At 43.5% G+C, this 23,162-nt stretch carries 21 protein-coding genes and 1 pseudogene; 6 read left to right on the top strand and 16 right to left on the bottom strand.

Annotated features, from left to right (window positions below; all coding sequences use genetic code 11):
- Positions 1-10: 10 nt before the first annotated feature.
- On the bottom strand, positions 11-1,222 hold the full coding sequence (gene zigA / locus C0J08_RS06135) for a zinc metallochaperone GTPase ZigA (protein ID WP_212655222.1): 1,212 nt from the start codon (positions 1,220-1,222) through the stop codon (positions 11-13).
- A gap of 300 nt (positions 1,223-1,522) precedes the next feature.
- Between zigA and C0J08_RS06130 the strand changes: the two genes are divergently transcribed.
- On the top strand, positions 1,523-1,999 hold the full coding sequence (locus C0J08_RS06130; RefSeq protein WP_212655221.1) for an Lrp/AsnC family transcriptional regulator: 477 nt from the start codon (positions 1,523-1,525) through the stop codon (positions 1,997-1,999).
- A 42-nt stretch (positions 2,000-2,041) separates the two neighbouring features.
- The gene (locus C0J08_RS06125) at positions 2,042-3,715 is read left to right on the top strand and encodes an aminotransferase class V-fold PLP-dependent enzyme (protein WP_212655220.1); all 1,674 of its coding nucleotides are present in this window, start codon (positions 2,042-2,044) and stop codon (positions 3,713-3,715) included.
- Positions 3,716-3,743: 28 nt separating this feature from the next.
- On the opposite strand, the gene C0J08_RS06120 is transcribed toward C0J08_RS06125, so the two are convergent.
- The 3 genes and pseudogenes from C0J08_RS06120 to C0J08_RS06110 all read right to left on the bottom strand — a co-directional run.
- Complete coding sequence (locus C0J08_RS06120; protein WP_212655219.1) at positions 3,744-4,211, bottom strand: MOSC domain-containing protein; 468 nt, start codon at positions 4,209-4,211, stop codon at positions 3,744-3,746.
- Positions 4,212-4,247: 36 nt separating this feature from the next.
- Positions 4,248-4,712, bottom strand: a complete 465-nt coding sequence (locus tag C0J08_RS06115; RefSeq protein WP_249344640.1) for a VOC family protein — start codon at positions 4,710-4,712, stop codon at positions 4,248-4,250.
- Positions 4,713-4,730: 18 nt separating this feature from the next.
- A pseudogene (locus tag C0J08_RS06110) lies at positions 4,731-4,922 on the bottom strand (DUF6500 family protein); the annotation flags it as partial.
- Between the two features lie 156 nt (positions 4,923-5,078).
- Here C0J08_RS06110 and C0J08_RS06105 point away from each other — a divergent pair.
- The 3 genes from C0J08_RS06105 (at position 5,079) to C0J08_RS06095 (ending at position 7,722) form a co-directional block, all read left to right on the top strand.
- Entirely contained in the window at positions 5,079-5,339 is a 261-nt protein-coding gene (locus tag C0J08_RS06105; RefSeq protein ID WP_212655218.1) for a DUF4212 domain-containing protein, read from the top strand.
- Between the two features lie 5 nt (positions 5,340-5,344).
- On the top strand, positions 5,345-7,111 hold the full coding sequence (locus tag C0J08_RS06100; protein WP_212655217.1) for a sodium:solute symporter family protein: 1,767 nt from the start codon (positions 5,345-5,347) through the stop codon (positions 7,109-7,111).
- A gap of 98 nt (positions 7,112-7,209) precedes the next feature.
- Positions 7,210-7,722 (top strand): hypothetical protein, encoded by a 513-nt coding sequence (locus C0J08_RS06095; protein WP_212655216.1) that lies wholly within the window; start codon positions 7,210-7,212, stop codon positions 7,720-7,722.
- Between the two features lie 32 nt (positions 7,723-7,754).
- Here C0J08_RS06095 and C0J08_RS06090 read toward each other — a convergent pair whose 3' ends face one another.
- The 10 genes from C0J08_RS06090 to C0J08_RS06045 all read right to left on the bottom strand — a co-directional run bounded on the left by C0J08_RS06090 (position 7,755) and on the right by C0J08_RS06045 (position 20,139).
- On the bottom strand, positions 7,755-8,723 hold the full coding sequence (locus C0J08_RS06090; protein WP_212655215.1) for an NAD-dependent epimerase/dehydratase family protein: 969 nt from the start codon (positions 8,721-8,723) through the stop codon (positions 7,755-7,757).
- Positions 8,724-8,813: 90 nt separating this feature from the next.
- Entirely contained in the window at positions 8,814-9,392 is a 579-nt protein-coding gene (locus C0J08_RS06085) for a cupin domain-containing protein (RefSeq protein WP_212655214.1), read from the bottom strand.
- 77 nt (positions 9,393-9,469) lie between these two features.
- Positions 9,470-10,600 carry an FAD-dependent oxidoreductase gene (locus C0J08_RS06080; RefSeq protein WP_212655213.1) on the bottom strand — a complete coding sequence of 377 codons (1,131 nt, stop codon included), beginning with the start codon at positions 10,598-10,600 and terminating at the stop codon, positions 9,470-9,472.
- A gap of 32 nt (positions 10,601-10,632) precedes the next feature.
- The gene (locus C0J08_RS06075; protein WP_212655212.1) at positions 10,633-10,995 is read right to left on the bottom strand and encodes a Rieske (2Fe-2S) protein; all 363 of its coding nucleotides are present in this window, start codon (positions 10,993-10,995) and stop codon (positions 10,633-10,635) included.
- Positions 10,996-11,000: 5 nt separating this feature from the next.
- The gene (locus C0J08_RS06070) at positions 11,001-13,394 is read right to left on the bottom strand and encodes an efflux RND transporter permease subunit (RefSeq protein WP_212655211.1); all 2,394 of its coding nucleotides are present in this window, start codon (positions 13,392-13,394) and stop codon (positions 11,001-11,003) included.
- Complete coding sequence (locus tag C0J08_RS06065; protein ID WP_212655210.1) at positions 13,391-14,476, bottom strand: WD40/YVTN/BNR-like repeat-containing protein; 1,086 nt, start codon at positions 14,474-14,476, stop codon at positions 13,391-13,393. The genes C0J08_RS06070 and C0J08_RS06065 overlap by 4 nt, the downstream gene beginning before the upstream one ends.
- Positions 14,477-14,484: 8 nt before the next feature.
- A complete protein-coding gene (locus tag C0J08_RS06060; RefSeq protein WP_212655209.1) occupies positions 14,485-15,648 on the bottom strand; it encodes an MFS transporter in 1,164 nt (387 codons plus the stop codon).
- A 227-nt stretch (positions 15,649-15,875) separates the two neighbouring features.
- Positions 15,876-16,829, bottom strand: a complete 954-nt coding sequence (locus C0J08_RS06055; RefSeq protein ID WP_212655208.1) for a VOC family protein — start codon at positions 16,827-16,829, stop codon at positions 15,876-15,878.
- Positions 16,830-17,149: 320 nt separating this feature from the next.
- On the bottom strand, positions 17,150-18,511 hold the full coding sequence (locus C0J08_RS06050) for a DUF1329 domain-containing protein (protein ID WP_212655207.1): 1,362 nt from the start codon (positions 18,509-18,511) through the stop codon (positions 17,150-17,152).
- Positions 18,512-18,528: 17 nt separating this feature from the next.
- Positions 18,529-20,139, bottom strand: coding sequence for a DUF1302 domain-containing protein (locus C0J08_RS06045; protein ID WP_212655206.1), 1,611 nt, complete (start codon positions 20,137-20,139; stop codon positions 18,529-18,531).
- Between the two features lie 154 nt (positions 20,140-20,293).
- On the opposite strand from C0J08_RS06045, the gene C0J08_RS06040 reads away from it, so the two are divergent.
- Positions 20,294-21,211, top strand: coding sequence for a LysR substrate-binding domain-containing protein (locus C0J08_RS06040; protein WP_212655205.1), 918 nt, complete (start codon positions 20,294-20,296; stop codon positions 21,209-21,211).
- A 152-nt stretch (positions 21,212-21,363) separates the two neighbouring features.
- On the opposite strand, the gene C0J08_RS06035 is transcribed toward C0J08_RS06040, so the two are convergent.
- Together C0J08_RS06035 and C0J08_RS06030 are read right to left on the bottom strand one after the other, a co-directional pair.
- The gene (locus tag C0J08_RS06035; RefSeq protein WP_212655204.1) at positions 21,364-22,335 is read right to left on the bottom strand and encodes a fumarylacetoacetate hydrolase family protein; all 972 of its coding nucleotides are present in this window, start codon (positions 22,333-22,335) and stop codon (positions 21,364-21,366) included.
- A gap of 41 nt (positions 22,336-22,376) precedes the next feature.
- Positions 22,377-23,156 carry a cyclase family protein gene (locus tag C0J08_RS06030; protein ID WP_212655203.1) on the bottom strand — a complete coding sequence of 260 codons (780 nt, stop codon included), beginning with the start codon at positions 23,154-23,156 and terminating at the stop codon, positions 22,377-22,379.
- Positions 23,157-23,162 lie beyond the last annotated feature (6 nt).

Below are 23,162 nucleotides of genomic sequence, written 5' to 3'. Positions count from 1 at the left end.
AAGACGGCTCTTAAGCCACTTCAGACCATTCAGGAAACGGATCTGGCAGTTTTGCCCACGATGCTTTACCTGCTAGCAATTCTTCATCACTTAACAAACACTCATCCAGTGCCTCAATTACCGCTTCTTTTTTCAGATTTTGTCCGATAAAAACCAGTTCTTGGCGCATGTCACCAAAGGGCTCCACCCACTGGCTTTCTATCGACGCTAGGTATTCAGGGTCTTGTGGCCATCGATCTTTAGGAACCGCTTTCCAAAACATCCCTGCAAAACCATAATGAGCAATGCCACCAGCCTGACTCCATTGACCAGCAAATTCAGGACGAGTCGCTAACCAAAAGTAGCCTTTTGAACGCAGCAGTTTGCCATACGCTTCAGTACTATGAAGAAAGTCAAAGAAGCGCTGAGGGTGAAAAGGTCGACGTGCTAAATAAGAAAAACTGCCAATGCCATACTCTTCCGTTTCAGGTACATGCTCGCCACGCATTTCTTTTAGCCAACCTGCCGCTTGCTGAGCTTTTTCGAAGCTAAATTTATGGGTTCCTAATAAACGTTTTGGCTCAATTTGCCCCTGCTGAATAGGAACAATATCAGCTTCTGTATTAAAGCTTCGTAGAATGGACTCTAACTTTTTTAATTCCGTCGCACTGACTAGATCGGTTTTGCTGACCAAAATGATGTCAGCAAATTCGACTTGATCAATTAACAAGTCCGCCACACTGCGCTCATCCTCTTCGCCCAGAGATTCCCCTTTTTCTTGGAGAGACATGGCTTCATCGTAATCTTTCATGAAATTAACCGCATCAACCACGGTCACCATGGTATCTAGACGAGCAATATCCGAAAGACTGATCCCATCTTCATCGGCAAAAGTGAATGTCTCGGCCACAGGCAATGGTTCGGAAATGCCAGTAGACTCAATGACCAAGTAATCAAAACGATTGTCTTCCGCTAGCTTTCGTACCTCAATAAGCAAATCTTCGCGTAAGGTGCAGCAGATACAACCATTGCTCATTTCCACCAGCTTTTCTTCGCTGCGATTAAGCGACACATCTTGCTGTATCGTCGCGGCATCGATATTGATTTCACTCATATCGTTCACAATAACCGCCACTTTCAAACCGTCTCGATTATTCAATATATGACTTAATACGGTGGTTTTACCCGCCCCTAAAAAACCCGATAACACAGTAACGGGTAATTTGCTTTTCACATTGTTCATAAATCCCTCCCCAAACCAAAACGTTATGATATAACATTTCTTTTATTTCAGGTAGGTACATTTTTAAGAAGGGCCACAGACAAATAAAAAAACCGTGACTCAACCCCTCGTGAAAAGCCATTTTGTACAAATACTCGGTATTCTTATTTAAAAAAATTCATTTTTTTACGTTTTTTTCTCTTCGATTAAGAAAACCAAATTCCCTTATTGAGCAGAGTTAAGAAACCAAGTTGCAGCAAGCTAAAAAAAACACCACAATAAGAAATAAAAATCTAAAAAAACATTAAAAAAGAGATCAAAATGTACTTAGATGAGATAGATTTGCAACTACTTGCCTTAATTCAGAGTGATGATAGTATTTCCACAGAATCGATGGCTCAGCAAGTTGGCCTATCAAAAACCCCTTGCTGGAGACGAATTCAAAAGCTCGAAAATGCGGGGTTTATTAAACGCCACGTTGCTCTGTTGGATGCTGATAAATTAGGGCTTGGCGTATCCGTCTTTGTCCAAGTGAAAACCAATCAGCATGATGCAAACTGGGCAGAAGAGTTCGCCCACGTTGTTGCCGAGTTCCCTGAAGTGGTGGAGTTTTATCGCATGGCTGGGGAATACGATTACTTACTTCGTGTGTTGGTAAAAGACATTCCAGCGTACGACAAATTTTATAAACGATTAATTAGTGCCACCGCATTAACTGACGTCACCTCAAACTTCGCGATGGAGCAAATTAAGTGGACAACTCAGTTGCCCTTGCCCAATCCGATGCAATCAAAGTGACGACAGTATTTCTCCGTGCGGCAAGCCAAAAAGGAAAGAAACATGTCCATTGCTGCCGCAGAGAACATAACCGCCCCAAAAACCAATACGTCATTAGATAAAGACGCTTTGTTTGCCCGCATTCGTGATGGCATTATTGGTAAAGACACGCAAATACAAACACCTTTTGGCACAAGAACTTTGACTTACGCTGACTACACCGCCTCCGGCCGTAGTCTAGACTTTATCGAAGACGCCATTCGTCAACATGTCTTACCGCTTTATGCCAACACGCACACCGAAGCCAATGCCACCGGCCAACAAACAACCGCCTTTCGAGAACAAGCACGTCAACAAATCAGACAAGCCGTTAATGCCAGTGAAGACGACCTAGTTATATTTTGTGGCAGCGGTGCCACCAGCGCGATTAACACCTTGATTAGCCAATTAGGCCTGCGTCAATTGAGTCCGTCTGAGAAGTCTGAAATCTGCGTTTTCATTGGTCCATATGAACACCATTCCAATGAATTACCATGGCGAGAATTGGGCGTTGAAGTGATCCGTATTGCCGAATCTACAGACGGTGGTGTGTGTCTCAACACTTTAGAAACAGAGTTGCAGGCTAAACAAGGGAAACGTCTTATCGGTAGTTTCAGCGCAGCGTCCAACGTCACAGGCATTTTGTGCGATCAAGATGCCATTACCGCCTTGCTCCATCGCTACCAAGCGTTGGCTTTTTGGGATTTTGCTGCAGCTGCGCCTTATGTTGCACTGAACATGAACCCAAATGCGTCCTCCGATCTGGCGAAAGATGCGATCTTTTTCTCTACTCATAAATTCATTGGTGGCCCAGGTACTCCGGGGATTTTGGTGGTTAAAAAAGCCATTATTCACAACGCTAAACCCAGTCTGATTGGTGGTGGCACAGTATCTTTTGTTACTCCAGAAGAGCATACATTTTTGCCCGTTGGTGAACGCCGAGAAGAAGGCGGTACACCCAGTATTGTCGAATCGATTCGTGCCGGTTTGGTATTTCAACTTAAACAAACCGTTGGCGAAAACGCCATCGAAGCGCGTGAACATCAGCTAGTGCAAATGATCGACCAGCGTTGGCAGAACCACCCAAGAATTGAGCGACTAGGGCACCATCAAGCAGCACGCTTGTCCATTACCGCGTTTCGCATCAAAACAGATATTGGCTATCTGCATCACGGTTTTATCACCGCATTATTAAACGATTTATTTGGTATTCAAGTTCGCGGTGGTTGCTCTTGCGCTGGCCCTTATGGACACCAACTATTGGGCATTGGTAAAGCGGAGTCTGAACGAATCCAAGAAGCGATGAAAAAAGGCGAAAAGCTAGTCAAACCTGGTTGGGTTCGTTTCAATTTGAACTATTTTTTAGATGAGGCAGAAGCCACCTTTATTTTAGACGCCATCGATTTTGTCGCGAAACATGGCACGACTTTATTGCCCTACTACGCTTATGACCAAAAAAGCGATTTGTGGCGCTTCCAAGGCCAATCGGTAACACCTAAATCGCTCAACGACGTATTGTGGACGGCACCGATCAAGGAGACAAAACTAAGCCCAGTAGAAGATAAAATGGCTTATTTAATAGCCGCGGAAGCCACTGTCAAAGACTGCTTGGCAGGGAATTATCAACCGCAAACTCAACCATTTAATACCGAGTTCAGCGATATTAAATGCTTTGTTCTAGCAACGGACTTGGCTTAACTTTCTTACCCTTTGATCCCAAGAAACACTATTTGCTGTTTCTTGGGATCAAGTTAAATTGCATGCCAGTACGCAAAATACCGGTACTCAAAACATTGGCTCGTAACCCGCCACGATGTAACCAAGCTCTAACCACTTGTGCTGACGTAATGGTGTCATTCGCTAATGACTTACCCAGTGAAGCACAAGGTTCACACAATTCCACGCCATAAAAACGCACATCGCCAATAGAAAATTCTTGTCCGACTAACTGATTTAAGCGTACACCCTGCGTAATAATGTTACGGCGCGTATCAGACAAGCTAATGTTCTGCTCAAAATTCGCATTGAATGCGGCGATTTCTTCACTCTCTACAAAGGTAATATTCGGACCATCACTACCCTTTTTGCCATAATAGCGATCACCTACGATTCCTTTGCCCATATCTACTTTTACTGCATCAATGCCAACCTGAGGCTGAGCGGATTTTTTGGCGACAAAAATGGCTTGAATCATCCATTTACTCCTACTAATCGTCTGTGCAAATTCATTTTATAAAGACCTTATGGTATCGCTTTCATTTAGCCACACCAAACCGTCATAGGGATTTTCCTGCAATGAGTTTAGTCGCGTTGCTAGTGATCCAGAATGCAGCTCCAGTTTATGCCCATCTGGGTCTTCAATATACAAAGAATCGCCTTCGCTGGTGTTCGCTTGCCAGTGCCTGACCGCTGAAAAGCCTCTTTTTTTCTGCACATGAGACATGGCTTCTGCACTAAAACTGAAAGCAAAATGCGTATAATCTTGGCTAGGCTTAGGCGTTCCTAATGACAGGCATAGCCAACAATCACCATAAGACAAATAGGCGCCTGTTTTCCAACGTACCTCCCCAGTAAAGCCCAATACATCACAATAAAACGTCAGCGAAGCATCAAGGTTACTGACACTTAACGTGAGATGATTTAGCCCTTGGGAAGGACCAATCAAACTAGAAGATAGGAAGGCGTGGTCGTCCATGGAAGAAACCATGGCATAAATCTTGGTCGCTTTTTCAAAGTGATTTAATTGATTCTCTTCAATCCACCAACGAGCCACAGCCGTTAAAGTCATAGGATCATCATTTTTATTGGCAAAAAAAGCGTAGAATGAGACTTGAACCCCATCGCCCTTTTGTCTAATTTTTTCCGCACAAACTGAAAGAATCTTTTGTTTAATCTGGGTATTCACGTCTAATTACTCTCTTTTATATAACAACATTGCGAGAATCACGTACAAGCATTAACTGATCAAAAAACACACTATGCGACTAAAGTCTGACTTCTTATTAAACCACTGCCTGCTAAATTAACGGGGCGTATAAAAATAATTATAAGGAGATCTACCGTGTCAGATCATAACATCAATGCAGAAAAATACTGGCAAGCAAACCTCAGACTGATACTAGGCAGTTTAGTGGTTTGGGCATTGGCCTCTTATGGCTGTGCTATCCTTCTTCGCCCAATGCTCTCAGGCATTCATATCGGAGGAACGGATTTAGGATTCTGGTTCGCTCAGCAAGGTTCTATCCTCGTATTCATCATTTTGACTTTCTTCTACGCATGGAGAATGAACAAACTTGATGAAGAATTTGGCCTTCAGGAGTAAGTCGCATGGATCAGTTTACTGTTAACCTACTTTTCGTCGGCGGTTCCTTTGCTCTTTACTTCGGTATTGCGTTTTGGGCCCGCGCTGGTTCAACAAAAGAATTCTATGTCGCCGGTGGCGGCGTTCATCCGGTACTCAATGGTATGGCAACCGCCGCAGACTGGATGTCTGCGGCCTCGTTTATTTCAATGGCGGGTTTGATCGCCGCTGGCGGCTACGCTAACTCCACCTTCTTAATGGGCTGGACTGGCGGCTATGTGCTTCTGGCTATGCTACTCGCTCCTTACCTGCGTAAATTTGGTAAGTTCACTGTGCCTGATTTTATTGGCGATCGCTTTTACAGTAAAACAGCTCGTCTTGTGGCGGTTGCCTGCTTGATCATTGCCTCGGTGACCTATGTTATCGGACAAATGACGGGGGCGGGCGTTGCCTTTTCTCGCTTCTTAGAAGTCGATAACAACACAGGACTTCTGATCGCTGCCGTAGTGGTTTTCTTTTACGCTGTATTGGGCGGTATGAAAGGCATCACTTATACCCAGGTGGCACAATACATTGTGTTAATCATTGCCTATACCATCCCAGCGGTGTTTATCTCACTACAACTGACCGATACTTTCATTCCTGCGATTGGTCTGTTCTCAACACACACTGAATCAGGTATGCCATTACTGCAAAAACTCGATGAAGTGGTTCGTGAACTCGGCTTTAGAGATTATACCGCCGACGTGGAAAACAAACTTAATATGGTGCTGTTTACTCTGTCTCTGATGATAGGTACAGCGGGGTTACCACACGTTATTATTCGCTTCTTTACTGTACCAAAAGTAGCCGATGCACGTTGGTCTGCTGGCTGGGCACTTGTTTTCATCGCAATGCTTTATCTAACAGCACCAGCGGTTGCTTCTATGGCTCGCTTGAATCTATTGACCACTATCTATCCTTCTGGACCTACGGAACAGCCTATTGAATATGCTGAACGTCCTGATTGGATTCAAACTTGGGAAACCACTGGATTAATCAAGTTTGAAGACAAAAACGGTGACGGTCGCGTGCAGTTCTATAATGATGTTCCCGCCTTTAAGGACGAAGCAACCGCGCGTGGCTGGGAAGGTAATGAACTGGTAGTGAATCGCGACATTCTGGTGTTAGCCAACCCAGAAATTGCCAACCTACCAAGTTGGGTTATCGGACTCATCGCGGCCGGTGGTCTTGCTGCTGCACTTTCCACGGCGGCGGGTTTGCTCTTGGCCATTTCTTCAGCCATCAGCCATGACTTAATCAAAGGATCGATCAACCCCAATATCAGCGATAAAGGGGAATTGAAGGTCGCTCGGGTATCCATGTTCGTTGCCATTGCTGTAGCCACTTACCTTGGTATGAATCCACCAGGATTCGCCGCTCAAGTGGTTGCCTTGGCCTTTGGTATCGCCGCTGCGTCTATCTTCCCCGCGCTGATGATGGGTATTTTCTCGAAACGCGTAAACAGCACAGGAGCCGTTGCTGGTATGTTAGCTGGATTAATTTCCACCTTGGTTTATATCTTCCTCTTCCTTGGCTGGTTCTTTATCCCAGGTACAGCGTCTTTGGCAAATACCCCTGATAATTGGTTATTCGGAATTTCACCATTATCGTTCGGTGCCATTGGTGCCGTGATTAACTTTGTGGTTGCATTTGTTGTTTCTTCTATGACAACGCCACCACCAAAAGAAATCCAAGACCTTGTTGAAAGCGTTCGCTACCCACAAGGAGCAGGCGGCGCTGTTGACCACTAAGGTTTAAGGCAATCGTCCTCTATCTGTTGGGCCTTACTTCTTTGTAGGGCCCAACTTCTCTATAATAAAAACACACAACATCTGACAAGAGAGCGTTTATGTTTTGGGAACTTATTGCTACCGTTTTTGCCGGCCTTGGCGGCGCGGGTATTGCACTCTTATTAAGAAAGATAACCAAGCAAACGGCACCTAAATGGCTGGTTCCTGTGTTTGCTGGCGGTGCTATGCTCGGTTTCCAAATCCAAGGCGAATATGACTGGTATGACCATCAGGCCAGTTTATTGCCAGAAGGCGTGGTGGTGGTAAAAACCGTTCAAGAAGAAGCCCCATGGCGTCCTTGGAGCTACGTTTTTCCTCAAACTATGCGTTTTATTGCGGCCGATGTAGCAAACGCAGCAACAAATAAGATAGACCCAAATCTTGTACTAGTGGACCTCTATTTCTTTGAGCGTCGTCACATGGCAAAGCGTGTTCCGCAGATTGTCGATTGTGTTCAAGAAGCAAGAACGGATTTTACTCAATCCTTTACAGCGTCTAAAAAGTCATCGGCCTCATCATGGTATCCACTTAAAGATGATGACCCATTACTAAAAGCTGTGTGTTCTGGTTAAAGTAATGTGATCAAATGCTTGATATAGCCCATTCATGTTAATAACGCTCGCTTTACTAGCTTATTCAAATCCCCATCATGTTTGAATCCCAACTCATCCGCATAGGGTGTTTCCAGTGGTGGAAAACGTCCGAACAAGTTTTCTATTATTGAATTTGGCTCGTAGCGAACCAACTCACGCGCGTTTTGCTTATAAACCAAACCAATAGCATCGACCATTTCTTCCATACTGAAACACAGCGTTGGCAAGGTAAAAGTTCGCCCTTTGTTTAATTGAGTGTCCTCAACGACAGCACAGTGAATAAGGTTTTCAACAATATTTGGTAAGGATGATGACCATGTTTTTGCTTGAGCCGACATTGGACAAACAAAAGCATGCCCTTGAGACACTTCGCGAATAATATCACTTAGAAAAGCCGACATTTGTCCGGTTTCTGCTGAAGGGCGAGCTAAGACCCCAGGTAAGCGTAAAGATCGACCATCAATCCAACCACGACGACTAAAGTCATCAATCATTACCTCTCCAACAATTTTATGAGCACCATAACTCATTTGAGGTTTCAATGCTGTATCGTCGGTGACCAACTCTGGCATGGAGCCAAATACCGCAATACTACTCGCAAAAACCAATGTCGGTTTAAGTCCTAGCGATTCTGTTTGTGCTTTACAGATCTCAAGTAAGCTCATCGTCACGTCAATATTTACTTGACGGCCAAGTTCATCATTTTTTTCCGCCAAACCTCCGGGAATACTGGCCAGATGAAAAATAACATCGAGAGAGAAGCGCTCCAGTTTATCTTTAAACCATTGCTTATCTACCAGATCACCACTATGTTGCTCCACCAATATATTCGATGAATTCTCCGTGAGTTCCCAATTAAACTGACGATCCAACAAGGTCAAACGCGAAACCTCACTTTCTCCAATCCCCCCTTGAGAAAGAATATGATGTGCTAGTGCTTTACCAACAAAACCGTTTGCTCCCGTGATTAACACATGCATTAGACAGTCCTTAATAATGAGTTCGCAGAAGGGCCAAAAAACAAACCAAAATGTTATTTGGGAAGGTGAGGAGTTTCATCGCATGATACTTTACTGAGATAAGCTCTCTGCCAAGCATTCGTCATACTGCCCACCCACTAAAATGAATAGCACACGACACATTTTTCCTGACCGATTCGCCCAGGCATGATTCGTACCACGCTGCACAACCACACTACCTGGTTTTAAAATGGCTTCATCTTTGTCAACAATCAAAGTCAGTTCACCTTCAATCACAATACCGTAGTCCACTGACTCAGTACGATGCATCAGAGGATGAGGAGAATCTTCTTTTACCGTCGAAGCGCCTTCATCACCAACGGTCGAAAACATCGCTTTCATTTTGTCTTTTCCCTGAGTCAAAAATTCCTCAGTATCAGGTGGAACATCGACAAATCGAATTCTAGTCCCAGACTGCATTGGTGGTAATACAACTGGCCCGAGAGTTGGATCTTCTTGTGTATAAGTAATATGGGCGGGCGTTTCGCTCGTATTCCAAACTTCATGAAACCTAGTACCTGGAACAGCCTCTAAATCCATCACTGTATTGAGTGGGCCATTTTCTAAAATAATGGCATTGCCCTGTTCATCATGACCAGTTACTACACGGTAAATATCAGGAAAACTCATAAAACCTCTCTCTAAGAGGACAAACAAACCTTTTAAAAAAGGCAGTGATCATAAGCTTCACACTGCCCACCAAAGCGTTAAATTGGCTCAGCTAACGCCATTAATGACTGCCCCATGATTTTTGAATGTTCGGCTTTATCACCACCATTTATTTCGATATGACATAAACGAGCCGAATTTTCGACCACCATGCGGCAACGCTCCCAACGACGTTCATGAAACTTATCAAGCGCTACTTGGATATCATTGTTAGCAGCCAACTCATCCGCTAATACAATGCCACTTTCGATACCGATTCCAGCGCCAGAAGCAAGGTGGGGAGTCGTCGCGGCAATCGTGTCCCCAATCATCACTAAGCGACCCTTGTTCCAAGGAGTCTTAACTAACAAGTTCGCCAACGGGCGGTAGTCAATATTCGCTTCCTCTTTAAATGCACATGGGATCAATGCTTCTATAATTGGATTAGGAAAATGCTCCATCAAACCTGCAAAAACACTCGGCCACGTGGCTTTATCAATATGCTCTTTTGTCGGACGATCTTCCGTAATGAACATATACATATGAGTATCTGACACTGGATTCACTCCCAATTTAAGATGGTCTGACATCCACATAGTGACACGGTTAATTTCTTTTGGACGCGGCATAATGGCACGCCACACGCCTTGACCTATGTATTCAGGATCCGCAATTTCTGGGAAAAATTCTTTGCGAATTTTAGAATGAACCCCATCCGCCCCGACAACAAGATCATAGTCACGGGTACTTCCATCCGTGAAGCTTACCGTGATAGTAGAGTCTGTCTGCTGCATATTGGTGTAGGTGCAGCCCAAACGAACATCAACACCAGATTCAACAGTCGCATTAGACATAATTCGCGCAAGAGTTGGGCGAAAAATACCGCCACTGCCTCCCACCGATGAACCAACAGGACTCGGTGTTGGTAGCTCCATAACCAAAGGCCCATGAGCTAAGTGAATGGACACACCATCCGTCACACAACCTTGCTCAACAACTTGTTCATACAAACCAAGATCTTCTAATGCACGCATAGATGCGCCATTAATACTGATACCGGCTCCCAATTCACACCATTCTGGATCTATCTCAACAAGATCAACCTGAATGCCATGACTACGCATTTTTATGGCGGCAGCCATACCAGAAAAACCACCACCAATGACCAATACTTTATTTACAGCAGCCATTTAATTACTCCTTATTTTTGTTATATGTACGATTAGTTAATGTCTTTTAGTAAAACGGAAATCATGCCATTCGGGTCTACATAGATAGGGATTTTATTTAATGCCTTACCGAGGCACGGCCCTTGAATACACAAGCCAGTGTCTGCTTCAAACAAAGCACCATGTGCATGGCAAGCAATGTGTTGCTTTTTAGCATCCATATAAGCGTCTTTGCGCCACGCCATTGGTGCACCATTTACATGAGGACACGCATTTCGCCACCCATAAAATGCCCCTTTAAATTTCACGACGAACAACAAGTCCTGCCCGGCCTCATTTTCTAAAAAGCCTTTTGTTTCGCTTTCTTTAAGATCATCAATATGACAAAGCGCAATCATGTTCTCGGTCAACGTCATCCTCCTCACTCCTCGTTGAAGTCATTGCTGTTCGCGAATTTTGGCTTGAGTAAAAAATGCGCCAGAGCAGGCAACAGAATCAACGCTCCGAGCATGTTCCAAATGAACATAAAGGCTAGTAACAGACCCATATCTGCCTGAAATTTAATCGGACTGGCAACCCAAGTAATGACTCCCACAGACAAGGTGACACCGGTTAACATAACGACTTTACCGGTGAAATTGAGTGCTCTTAGATAAGACTGGGACAGGCTAGTACCTTGGCGCAATCCGACCAAAGTAATGGACAAAATGTATAAAGCGTAATCGATGCCAATACCGACCCCTAAAGCAATAACAGGCAAGGTGGCGACTTTCACCCCCATACCCAATTGCACCATCAAGGCCTCCACCATAATGGAGGTCAGCATCAAGGGAAGTAACGCGACAACAACGGCCTTCAATGACCGAAAAGTAATTAGGGAAAGCAAAGCAACAGCGCCATAGACAAGGAACAGCATTTGATACCAAGCCGCTTTTACGGAAATATTTGTCGCCGCTTGAATACCGGCGCTGCCCGCCGCCAATAAAAACTGCACATCATCGGTATTATTATCTTTAGCAAAAGCTTCTACATGATTAACAATGTTGCTTAAAGTGTCTGCTTTGTGATCTTGCAAATAGACATAAAGTGTCAACAGATTACAACTGCTGTTGTACAACCCCCGTGGCGCACCTGCTGTGATGTAATTCAACATACTTTGATTTGGTAAAAACTCGTACCATTTGGGGTTCCCTTCATTTAAACCAGACAGCACACGACGAGAAAGTAAAGCCAAAGAGTTAGTCGATTCCACACTAGGGAGCTGTCGTAATTGCCACTCAAGAACATCAATTTTTTTCAACGTATCGTACTGAGAGCATGCACCATCAGGGGTCTTAACCATGATTGCCATAACATCACTAGACGCGCCGTAATGCTGGTTCATAAAAGCAATGTCTTGGTTATAACGACTGTCTTGACGTAACTCAGGAGCGCCTTGATCAAGGTCACCTATTTTTAACTGAGTACTTAACGAGAATGACCCAACAGCAAGCAAAGTTCCGGCAACTAAAGCCCCCGTTGCCCATTTACGCTGAGTGAACTTATCTAAGAATACCCATAAGGCAGGTATCTTTTTTACATTAGTCGGATCAATATCATTGACGACACTGCGCTGCGCTGCTTCTTCACCAACGCCCACATAAGACAGCATAATAGGTAGAAGAATGAGGTTAGTGAAAATCAAAACAGCAACCCCAATAGAGGCGGCAATAGCTAACTCTTGAATCACTTTAATATCAATCACCAACAAGACGGCAAACCCTACGGCATCGGCTAACAAAGCAGTAAGCCCAGCAAGAAACAACCTTCTAAAGGTAAAACGTGCTGCAACAAGTTTGTCAAAGCCACGACCAACATCTTGCATAATGCCATTCATTTTCTGTGCGCCATGGCTCATACCTATGGCAAATACTAGAAAAGGCACCAAAATTGAATATGGATCCAAGACATAGCCGAGAGTTGGCAAAATCCCCAGCTGCCATACCACAGCCAACAAAGAAGCGAACACAACTAAAAAGGTTGAACGCACACAACGGGTATACCAAAACACCATAATAGTCGCGATCACAACGGCTAAGGCGAAAAACCATAAAACCGCCTGTACCCCTTCAATCAAGTCACCCATTACCTTGGTAAAACCGGTGATATGAATTTCCAGCCCTTTTGCTTGATACTTGGCACGCAGCCTTTCAAGAGCCTCAGAATACTTTGCGTAATCTAGCGCTTCTCCTGTTGCATCTTGACTTAACAATGGCATGTAAATAATGGTGGATTCTTCATCTGCCGCAATCAATTGACCCACTTGCCCAGAACGAGCAACATTGGCTTTCAATTCTTGCAAACTGGCTGGAGAACCATCGTAATTTTCAGGAATGACCGGACCACCATCCAAGCCTTCAGCGGTAACCCCAATCCATCGAGTTGAAGGCGTCCATAAAGATTTCATCTGAACTCGATCGACACCTGGAAGTAAAAATACCTCTTCGCTTAATTGGCGTAGTAACTCTAGATAGTCTTGATCATAAATCGTACCGCTGGGGCTGACGACCGCAATTCGTAATGCGTTACCTAACCCGGTTAGCTCTTTTTCATAGGTTAAATAGTTTTCAATATAAGATTGATGTGTCGGTAAAGTTTTTTCGAAACTGGCATTGATTGTTAACTTGGTCGCTTGCCAGCCAAATATAGCGGTCAACAAAAAACAAGTGATAATAACGATGAAACGATTATTAAATAATACTCGCTCAACAATGGACCCTGTATTTGGATCAAATTGGTCTTTTGGAGACGCAGAGGTAGACGAATGGTGTTTCATTTCATATCTCCTACATCAATGGAAACTGGTCCATGGATGCTTAAAGCAAGTACATTCCCATTAGACTTTTCTATCAAGTTGGTAAGTGGAGGAAGGCGTTTACGAGTGAGTGGAACCAATCGATTGGCAGTCAAACCTAATAAAATACCAGCTTGATTGGCGAAAATGATTTGACCACTCTTATTAATAAAGGATGACATGATAGAGGCACTGATTGGGTTTTTGATTTTCTTCCAATCTTGGCCATTATCTGAAGACACAAAAGTATTGCCACGCAAACCAGCTAACACTACCTCACTGTTCCCTGCTAATTGAGCGGTAAAGAAGCTGCCCTCATATGGCGTTTCAAGGGTCTCAAAAGACTGGCCATCATCGACTGAAAGAGCGACAAATCCTTGCTCTCCAGCAATAAGAATACGATTACCTTGCTTACGAATACTGTATAAATGCAATCCCAAATAGTTTTCAATGCGGTCCATCCAAGAGTCCCAAGTCAGACCACCATCTTTCGTTTCCAAAACAAGACCATAGGCTCCCACCACAATTAAGTGATCACGGCCCAGTAACAACATATCTAAAAAAGGTTTATCTGGACCATCGGACACCAATAACTTAGCTTGATGAATCGCCTCTTCATCATTGGATGCTTGCGCTTTAAGTAAAAGATCGGCAGCTAAGGTACGACCATCTAACTGCACCTTCCATTGCTGACCTCCATCAGTGGTGCGCAATACAATGCCACCATGGCCAATCGCATAACCGTTTTTAGCATCAGTAAAGGCAACCCCTGTTAACGTCACACTGACTGGAGAAGGTAGCTGACTCCAATTTTTACCATCATCATCTGAACGTAAAATTAAGCCACGCTCTCCAACAGCAATAAAATGACCTTCTATCGAGGCCACCGACATCAAAACAGAATGAGCACCTAAATTAGACTGAATAGCAGGCCGCTCAATCGCATCGGCTACTGCAGCATGAGCACCTCCGACTCGGCTAAGAAGCAGAGTCATTAGAGCCAATAAAGCAAGCTGACCTAATAAACGAGATGATAAAGTGGCCACGTTGTTTTGCTTAGACATTCACCACCTCACGCCAACCGCTCGGATTGGATAACCGCTGAACTGCGTTGAAAAACACGAATAAAACACCCAAGTGACACCGTTCCGAACACTAAAGCGGCAATACCAATACCTGGATAGCCCAAAAATTTAATAATGGTTCCACCCAAAATTGGACCAATTGCTGCGCCAATCATAAGCATTGCTGGCGTAGCCGCCATAGCACGGCCAGACAGATCTAAACGAGACAACAAACCAAAAACGAAGGTATGAGTGAATATCATCAGAGGCACAAAGCAAACCGAAGACGCGGCATAGAAAACAAAGCCATCCGCTTTCATGATGATATTTGACAATAGGATTTGTAGTATTGGACCTGAAAACAGTACCCACTTAGTGGAAAAACGTTTCTCGAAAATGCCAGCAAGTACGGCTGCGACAATATTAACCAACGCTACTCCAACCAAAACCAATGTGACTGAGTCAGTCGAAAAGCCTCGATCATTACCTACGCGCTCCATGAAACTAAATGTCATGGCTTGAGTGACAGCCATTAAACTAATCCCTACTATGCCGTACCAAACACTAGAAGGAATTTTGACTACTACTGATTTAGCCTTGCCACTATCATCATGATCAAACGTCAATGATGGAAAAGCGACAGCACAAACCAAAGCCGCAAAAGTCATAATGCCACCAAAGATAATGAACAATGAATGTCCTCCAGCGACTTTGGTAATATTTGGCGTTGCTCCCATAAAGACAAACGCCATAATGCCTAAAGTCAGTCCCGCTATTGCAAACAGACGATGTGGGTTTTCTCCTCGGGCAAACGTGCCATGTGCCATACTTAATGCCGCACTTGAACTAACACCGGCCACCAAATGCAATCCAGCCAGTTGTGCATAATCATTGGTTTGAGAAGCGATGAAAAAGCATAACCCTGAAATGAAAAAGCCAACGCTTGCCACCATGCGACGCTTTAGTTTTTTAAAGCGAGGAGCGATTAAGACGCTGGCGCAAACAGCACCAATTAAAAATAAGGTGACTAAGCCACCCGCTTGCTGACTATCAAAATGATATGAGGCAACTAAAACCCCAACCCATAAAGGCAAGGCCACAAGGTCTAGCATTCCCGCACTATGAGAAACCATCAGAGCAAGATTGCCTTTGAATCCAAAGCGATAACTCATCACTCACCTCCCTTTATAAGGGTCGGTTTTGTCAGAGCCTTAAAGCCATAAATTTCATATCTCTTAGAGATCATCAACATTTTTACCATCCACTTTGTTTATTGTTATTTCGTGGTGACGACGTAATAACGTCGCTTTGTGTTTTATAGAACGGCAACTCGTAAATTGCCGTTACTTATTAAAAACTTTTTATATCAATAGCTTGCAGAATATTTCGTTAAATATATTTACTCGTAATCACCATTGTGGGGAGTATCTTTTCCTGGCGACCACTTGCTGCGATAGCGCATAAGAAATGCTTGCGAGTTATCCGCTCCCATAGGAAAGGAACGAGGACTCCAATTTTCATCATGCAAATCCATATCCGCATCCATTTCGATATGACATGCAAAAGGACTGTTGAAATACCAAAACCAGTTCGAGCCCATGATATGTCGACCAGGCCCCCAAAAAGCCTGATAACCCTTTTCAATAAAGCGTGAGCCGTTTTGCATCACCTCAGTGGGGCCACCAAAATGGAAAGTGAAGTGCTCGACGCCTTGCATAAACGGTGGCGCACCAATTAAAAAGTGCGTGTGATGGTCTAAGGTTCCTGCTGGTTGTAAAAACGGTCCAGCGCCTTCAAACCTATCAGTACAACGAAAGCCTAAACGTTCAACATAAAAGGCTTCGGCTTTGACAGGATCAGGTACAAAATACACAATATGAGAAAGGGTTCGAGGACGTATCGGATCCTCTTCTATGTTTACTGCCTGATGATTTACAGGGCGTTGAAAAGGTGCCCCCGGCGCGTTCGATATTTCACCTGCTAAGGTCAGGGATTTACGCTTAGTAACCTGAAAACCAATGGTAAAACCAGAATCATCTGTCGATTCAATAGAGCCATCAGCTAAATGGCGCACTTCACGATCTTTTCCTAACTCAGCCGAAATTGCCTCAATAGTTGCAGCATCAGCCACCCCCATCACCGTTTTACGCATCATACAGCCATTACCAACACTTGCTGGAATGCTCTCATCCGAAGCATGGGCCAAAATAACAGCCGTACCATCTAACGCCTCAAAACGTCCTCCCTTTTCCGTCACCCCTACAGGAAACAAACCATAATCTGTCAAAAAGGTTGCGCAAGAGGCAACATCCTCAACACCAAAAATGATGGTTTCTAAACCAACTATATTCATTATTTATTACCTCTATAAATTTTGGCCGTATGGCCACTCAATGCCTCTGCAACTCAATCGGCTATGTTTAAGCCCCTGTATTGGCTTAGTAAAACTGAAGTATTGCCTTTATCTCTTCCCAAACTTCCCACCAAAATTGATCCTAGTGTCTTAGGAACAATGAATAGGAAAGAACATACCTATTCGTTGGTCTTTTCTTTGCTACTGAAAATCGAATATGTTTAAGAAATACATGAAAAACTTGTATCAAAAGATGAGTGAAACCAAAGGGGAAAGGCAGACTCATCCCTTGATACAAAATTAACCGGATTCATTAAAACTTATCGTGTTCCTTGGCGAGCTAAACCTTGACCAGTAAAAGTGCTCGTCGGAAAGCGCTCAACAGGTCTGTTTTGAAAGGGTTTATCATTCATAACATTGGCAACATAAGCTTCACCTGACAGCAAATTGTAGAAACCAAATGTTTGAGGAACGGTTCCTGGGAACTCAGGCATGACGTAGTTAAACTGCCAAAGAGTTTTCCATAGCTGGCCATTGCCATCCCAACGATCAGCAAGTAGTCCCTGCCAAGTATCTTCATCTAAATAGTATTTACTACGAACGGCTTGGTGACGCTTACCAGAAGCTAACGTTGCTTCCACAACCCATACACGATGAAGCTCCCAACGAACGGCATCTGGATTCAAATGGTGCTCACCTATGGCGTCTTTATCAGTGAATTGAAGGAAGCGGTTTTCATTGTAAGGAATAATCATTTCCTTCTTACCCAGCAGCTTCCAATCGAAAATGTCAGTGCGACCAGAAAAAACACTTAACTCGTCAAAAGACATTAAACCTGCAGTAGCGGGGGTTGGCGTATCACAACACGCATTTGGCAAACGACGGACACGACGCTGACCAGCTAAATAAACATAAGACTTTGATTTATCGGGATCTAGATTAGTTCGACCCACAACTCGTTCACCAGCACGTATTGGCGGACCATAGTTTTCAAGGTTAACTTCCCAAAAATAACCATCGAAATCTTCACTGGAACCTTCTTCAAAATAATAAGGCATTTGGTTTTTCAGTAGACCATCCGTCGTCAAAACGATCTTGCCATTAGAGGTAATTTGGTACTGATTAATATCAGCCTCCCAACTCACTCCACGCCAAGACAACCTATGGTTGTTAATGGCTTCTAGACCCGTTTGAGGAATAGGAAAGGGAATGCCTCCATAAGCTCCCACGATTTTGTGCCCATCCATTTTGGCTTTTAAAGCATTTTGTACAGTGTAGTTATATACCCAATCTGGGGCTGTCGCTGTCCTGTGAGTTGGATATACATCTAAACGATAGGTATCTGGATACTTTTGTATCAACGCCTTTACGCCATCAGTTAGCTTTTCAGCATATTTGTCTAGATTTGCTGCCGTAATGGTGTACAAGGGCTTTTCATTAGCAAAAGGATCTAAACGCTTACCTCCTAATACTTCACCTGGTATAGGATCGTTAAACCCACCCGTCCAAGCAGGGATAGAACCATCACTATTACCCGCTTTTTCACCACCCATTGGGGTTAAATCGGTTCCCAATTGCGCTGCTTTTTCAGGGCTAACAGCGGCATAAGATGCCAACGAAAAACAGCCTAATACTGCAGAAGTGATAAAAAAAACAAGAGAGTGCTTTTTATTCTTATACATTGTCATTCTCCAAAAAGTTAAAAGGTGGTGCTTACAGAAGCGGAGATAAAGTCTCGATCTTTTTTCGATTGTTTGTACGTTGCGTTATTTGAACTGTCATTGAATAAGCCTTCATCACCCAAGTATTTGGTATAGTTCACAGAAGCTTTCCAACGACTTAAATACACTGCGTTTACACCAACATTGATATCGCCACCGCCATCAACACCAAAAGACGAACCTAATGCAGAAGATTTACCCCAAGTGTGACCAATCCCAATAGAAGGACTTAGATCAACCCCGTCAAAAGCTTGACGATACATAGGGGAATAAACCATTTTCAAACTGACAGCAGAGCGGTCCGCATTGGGGTTTAACTTATCTTTATTTTTCGTTGTCTTTACGCGAGTGTTCCAAGCAATCTCACCGACAAAACTGGATTCTTGAGACAAAAAATTCGCCCCCAAACTAGCCAACCAAGAGAATTGAGCATGCGCCGTCTCACCAATCGCATAACCTGGATTTTTATCGTTATCGTATTGCACACCTGAAACGGTTATCGATGAAGGAGAACTTGCTAGAGGAGCATTTACTCGATATGACACTTCGCCAGCCAAACTCCAAATACCAAATGTTTTTGCAGCACTGGCACCATAAGCTTCTATGCCTTTAGCGTAAGTCCATTTGTATTGACTCGGATGAAACGAAGCATCCAAAACCGTATACATGTTACTGGGAGAGCTAGAATCAAAACGAATGGCATACAGACCAAAATCAGCATCAATATCATAGTCGCTCCATTTAAGCTGTAAGCCATATTGCCCAGAGTCTGAGCCTTCATCATCAGCGGTGTGCTTTGCTGTATATGGTCCAGCAAGCAGCACCTCACCTTCTAATGTATCGCCAGTAGAAAGATAAGATCCGGCCGGCGGGAAGCGAGACTTTTCCCATTCATAACCAATATAGGCACCTAAAGAAGCCGTTTCTGAAATAGGAATATCAATCGATACTTTACCTGTCGGTCTTACTGTTTCTTTAAAAGTAGAGTTCGGCACAGATGACAGCTTCACAATATCAACTGGCCCTTGACCACCAGCAATACCATTGGCACCGAAAAATAAACTTTCGCCCCATAGCAAACTATGACGCCCAACACGCACAGTGCCTTCCATACCATCCATCACAGGAAATCTGGAATACACAAATGCATCAAGAATTTCAGCATCGCCGCCCATGACTTTTTCAGCCTCATCGGAAAACTCCGTTGCGGGCGTATGGTTTGAACTTGAACTAGTGTTGTCTGTCTTCTGATGATAAACATCGTCATACCATACAGCGCCACTAACCCGAATCCCGGCATTTTTGTAAGACAAGTCAAGCTCAGAGAAGAGATCTAAACGATTCGAGACCAACCCTTTATCAAAGTTATTATCGCCATCGTTATAGTTAGTCGCATTGCGCCCTTCTGTTAGACCTGAAGAAGCCTCTTTAGTACGAAAAGCTGTACTGTATTTTAGAGTATTACCTAGACTGAGCCTTACATCAGGATTTCCGGTTTCTATCTCAAACCCATAAGCAGCGGAAGTGCTAGAAACAATGGCAATCGCCAATGCTTTTAGCCGAAATGACGTTGGTTTTATTATTTTCACCTGTTCTTCCTCTCAAATTTTATTTTTATGTTTTTTAAGAACAAGCTGAATATAAATCACCAAAATCTTTCAGAAAAACCCTTTAAACTAAATTAACCATTCGATACTATCGAATGATTAAAAATAAAAACAACCTGTAACCAAGGCCTAATATATGCGTTTTAAAAAGCTCGATTTGAATTTACTGGTGGCATTAGATACGTTATTAACCGAACAGAGTATTACGAAAGGCGCAGAAAAACTTAATATGAGCCCTTCCGCTCTAAGTAATTCCCTATCTAGGTTAAGAGATTATTTTGAAGATGACTTATTAACACAAATAGGTCGAAGAATGATCATTACGCCTTTAGGGGAAAGTTTAAAAGTCAATGTTCGTAACGCGCTAAATAACATTGAAAGCACCATCCTTGTTCAACCCAGTTTCGATCCCCAAACAACAGATAGAATTTTTAGTATTTTTTGTTCTGATTACACCCAAACAGTATTTATTCCACATACGCTAGAAATCGTTGGAAAACAAAAAAGTACGGCTCGTTTTCAACTATTAGCTCAAGTCGCAAATAATCCTCATGAACAACTAGAACAAGGCAAAGCGGACTTACTCATCATTCCATCTGACTTCATGTCTACCGAACACCCGAGTGAAGTACTTTATGAAGAAGAGTTTGTTTGTGTTGTCTGGAAACACAGCAAAATCGCGCAAGGAGAGTTAACCACAGAAAAATACGCTTCAGCAGGTCACGTACTAATGCGTCCAGAAGCAACAAAAAAAGACTTTTTTGGAACATCGTTTGCACAAAAATACGGTATTGAAAGGCATGTCATCGCCACGACATTTAGCTTTGCTTCATTGCCAGCATTAGTAATAGGGTCAGAGAATATCGCCACCATCCATGCCAGATTAGCATCCAAAATGGCCAAAGTTTGGCCTCTTAAAATATTGCCTTTACCTTTTGACATTCCACCGATGAAACAGTGTGTCCAATGGCATCAATATAGAAACAATGATGAAGGGCTAATTTGGTTACGAAATACATTAAAAGAAGCGGCCATTAATATGGATATAGAGTAAGTAAAGCCCATTCATGAAAGCCATAATTTGCCTTTAGAAAGTTTTTACCCACGGCAAAAAGGGAGCAAAGCACATGCCTTGCCCCCTTTTTGGCAAATATAATCCAGTTTCTTTAGAGTCTTAATGCAAATTAAGCTCATAAGAAACTGTATCTATAATGCTTTTTTTATAACGGTTTGCTCGATTGTTCCAAACAAATGGGACGACTCATCCGATACAGCCTCCATTCTTACTTGGTCACCAAATGACATATAAGCCGTTTTAGCGGCACCAGTATCTAGCGTTTCTATACCACGTCGCTCAGCAATACAACTTGATCCAATCTCTCGATAATTTTCATTAGAGACCGTACCCGACCCAATAATAGTACCGGCACAAAGGTCTCTGGTAGCGGCCGCATGGGCAATTAATTCATGGAAACCAACGCCCATTTCAGCACTAGATGCTTTACCAAAACGTTTACCATTCCAATCAACCACTAAATCAAGGTGTACCCGTCCATCACACCAAGCCGTACCAAGCTCATCAGGAGTGAGCGCTACCGGAGCCACAGAGCAAGCCGGTTTTGCCTGCACCCAGCCAAAGCCTGTTTTCATTTCTGGTATAGCAATTGTGCGCAATGACCAATCGTTAAGTAACACAACCAGTTTAATGTGCTTAAGTGCATGCTCAGCCGTCGTTCCCATTGGAACATCATCGACAATGACGGCAAATTCTCCTTCAAAATCAATGCCATCCTCTTCTTTCATAAAAGGAACATCTGCTGTAGCACTTAAAAATTGATGTGACATACCTTGATACATCAGAGGCTTAGTCAGTTGCTTTGGCTCAAAGCCAAATGCTTGATCCATCAAATCACCATGACTTTTGAACGCAGAACCGTCTAGCCATTGCCATGCTCTAGGTAAAGGCGCTAAATAATTTAACGAGGCAGAACTCATACCTTTACCATCTTTGAGCTGTTGAAAAATAGCCTGCAATATAGGCTCGCTCTCAGACCAATTATCCAGTGCTACTTGTAATGTAGGTATTTTTTCTGGCGCTGGTAGATAAGACTGACCGTCACAAGAAACAATCACTAATGCGCCATCACGGGTGCCGTTATCTATTGTTGCTAACTTCATAATTTCATTCCTCAAAAAGACTATAACTTCAAGTAGTTCAATTAGTTATCAATAATAGCAACAGCACGAGTCCAACCGGCTGAACCACCTCGCACTTTATGAGGAAAGCACACTACGGTGTAACCAAAGGGAGGCAAAGCTTCAAGATTATGCAGTTTTTCCAAATGACAATAACCTATATCTCGACCAGCTTTATGCCCTTCCCAGATAAGTGAATTATCCCCTGTTTCCGCCACGCGTTTGGCCGTATGACTAAATGGCGCATCCCAAGACCAAGCATCTGTACCTGTGACGCGTACGCCACGCTCAAGTAAATACATAGTCGCTTCGTAACCCATACCACAACCAATATTGACAAAGTCTGGATCACCTAGCGCATTACCTGCGGCGGTATTAACCAAGACAATATCCATTGGCTGCAACTCATAACCGATACGTTTTAATTCCGCTTCCACATCCGCAGCGGTAACCACATAACCGTTTTCGAAATGACGAAAATCCAACTTCACCCCAGGACGAAAACACCAATCTAAAGGCACTTCGTCAATGGTAATCGCTCTTTCACCGTTATTCATCGTCGGGTGAAAATGCCAAGGTGCATCCAAATGGGTTCCGTTATGGGTGGTTAATTTAACCGTCTCTGCGGCTGCAAAACCATGCCCTCCAGGGAACTCATCCGCACCAACACCAGGAAAAAAATGATTTGCCTCCGGCACGGTTTCTTCATGCGTCTGATAGGTGATTTCAGGGCGCATAAAAGGCGGATCGGTTATCACGTCATTTTCAAGGTAAATGGATAAATCAATAAATTGACGAGCCATAGCAGA

Source organism: Marinomonas sp. CT5 (assembly GCF_018336975.1).
Classification (GTDB): Bacteria; Pseudomonadota; Gammaproteobacteria; order Pseudomonadales; family Marinomonadaceae; genus Marinomonas.
This window is presented reverse-complemented; position numbering and strand designations above follow the sequence as displayed.

What these genes read in the sequence shown, in the direction of transcription:
- zigA (WP_212655222.1), bottom strand. Translation starts at nt 1,222, where the DNA reads ATGAACAATGTGAAAAGCAAATTACCCGTTACTGTGTTATCGGGTTTT.
- C0J08_RS06130 (WP_212655221.1), top strand. Translation starts at nt 1,523, where the DNA reads ATGTACTTAGATGAGATAGATTTGCAACTACTTGCCTTAATTCAGAGT.
- C0J08_RS06125 (WP_212655220.1), top strand. Translation starts at nt 2,042, where the DNA reads ATGTCCATTGCTGCCGCAGAGAACATAACCGCCCCAAAAACCAATACG.
- C0J08_RS06120 (WP_212655219.1), bottom strand. Translation starts at nt 4,211, where the DNA reads ATGATTCAAGCCATTTTTGTCGCCAAAAAATCCGCTCAGCCTCAGGTT.
- C0J08_RS06115 (WP_249344640.1), bottom strand. Translation starts at nt 4,712, where the DNA reads ATGGACGACCACGCCTTCCTATCTTCTAGTTTGATTGGTCCTTCCCAA.
- C0J08_RS06100 (WP_212655217.1), top strand. Translation starts at nt 5,345, where the DNA reads ATGGATCAGTTTACTGTTAACCTACTTTTCGTCGGCGGTTCCTTTGCT.
- C0J08_RS06095 (WP_212655216.1), top strand. Translation starts at nt 7,210, where the DNA reads ATGTTTTGGGAACTTATTGCTACCGTTTTTGCCGGCCTTGGCGGCGCG.
- C0J08_RS06090 (WP_212655215.1), bottom strand. Translation starts at nt 8,723, where the DNA reads ATGCATGTGTTAATCACGGGAGCAAACGGTTTTGTTGGTAAAGCACTA.
- C0J08_RS06085 (WP_212655214.1), bottom strand. Translation starts at nt 9,392, where the DNA reads ATGAGTTTTCCTGATATTTACCGTGTAGTAACTGGTCATGATGAACAG.
- C0J08_RS06080 (WP_212655213.1), bottom strand. Translation starts at nt 10,600, where the DNA reads ATGGCTGCTGTAAATAAAGTATTGGTCATTGGTGGTGGTTTTTCTGGT.
- C0J08_RS06075 (WP_212655212.1), bottom strand. Translation starts at nt 10,995, where the DNA reads ATGACGTTGACCGAGAACATGATTGCGCTTTGTCATATTGATGATCTT.
- C0J08_RS06070 (WP_212655211.1), bottom strand. Translation starts at nt 13,394, where the DNA reads ATGAAACACCATTCGTCTACCTCTGCGTCTCCAAAAGACCAATTTGAT.
- C0J08_RS06065 (WP_212655210.1), bottom strand. Translation starts at nt 14,476, where the DNA reads ATGTCTAAGCAAAACAACGTGGCCACTTTATCATCTCGTTTATTAGGT.
- C0J08_RS06060 (WP_212655209.1), bottom strand. Translation starts at nt 15,648, where the DNA reads ATGAGTTATCGCTTTGGATTCAAAGGCAATCTTGCTCTGATGGTTTCT.
- C0J08_RS06055 (WP_212655208.1), bottom strand. Translation starts at nt 16,829, where the DNA reads ATGAATATAGTTGGTTTAGAAACCATCATTTTTGGTGTTGAGGATGTT.
- C0J08_RS06050 (WP_212655207.1), bottom strand. Translation starts at nt 18,511, where the DNA reads ATGTATAAGAATAAAAAGCACTCTCTTGTTTTTTTTATCACTTCTGCA.
- C0J08_RS06040 (WP_212655205.1), top strand. Translation starts at nt 20,294, where the DNA reads ATGCGTTTTAAAAAGCTCGATTTGAATTTACTGGTGGCATTAGATACG.
- C0J08_RS06035 (WP_212655204.1), bottom strand. Translation starts at nt 22,335, where the DNA reads ATGAAGTTAGCAACAATAGATAACGGCACCCGTGATGGCGCATTAGTG.
- C0J08_RS06030 (WP_212655203.1), bottom strand. Translation starts at nt 23,156, where the DNA reads ATGGCTCGTCAATTTATTGATTTATCCATTTACCTTGAAAATGACGTG.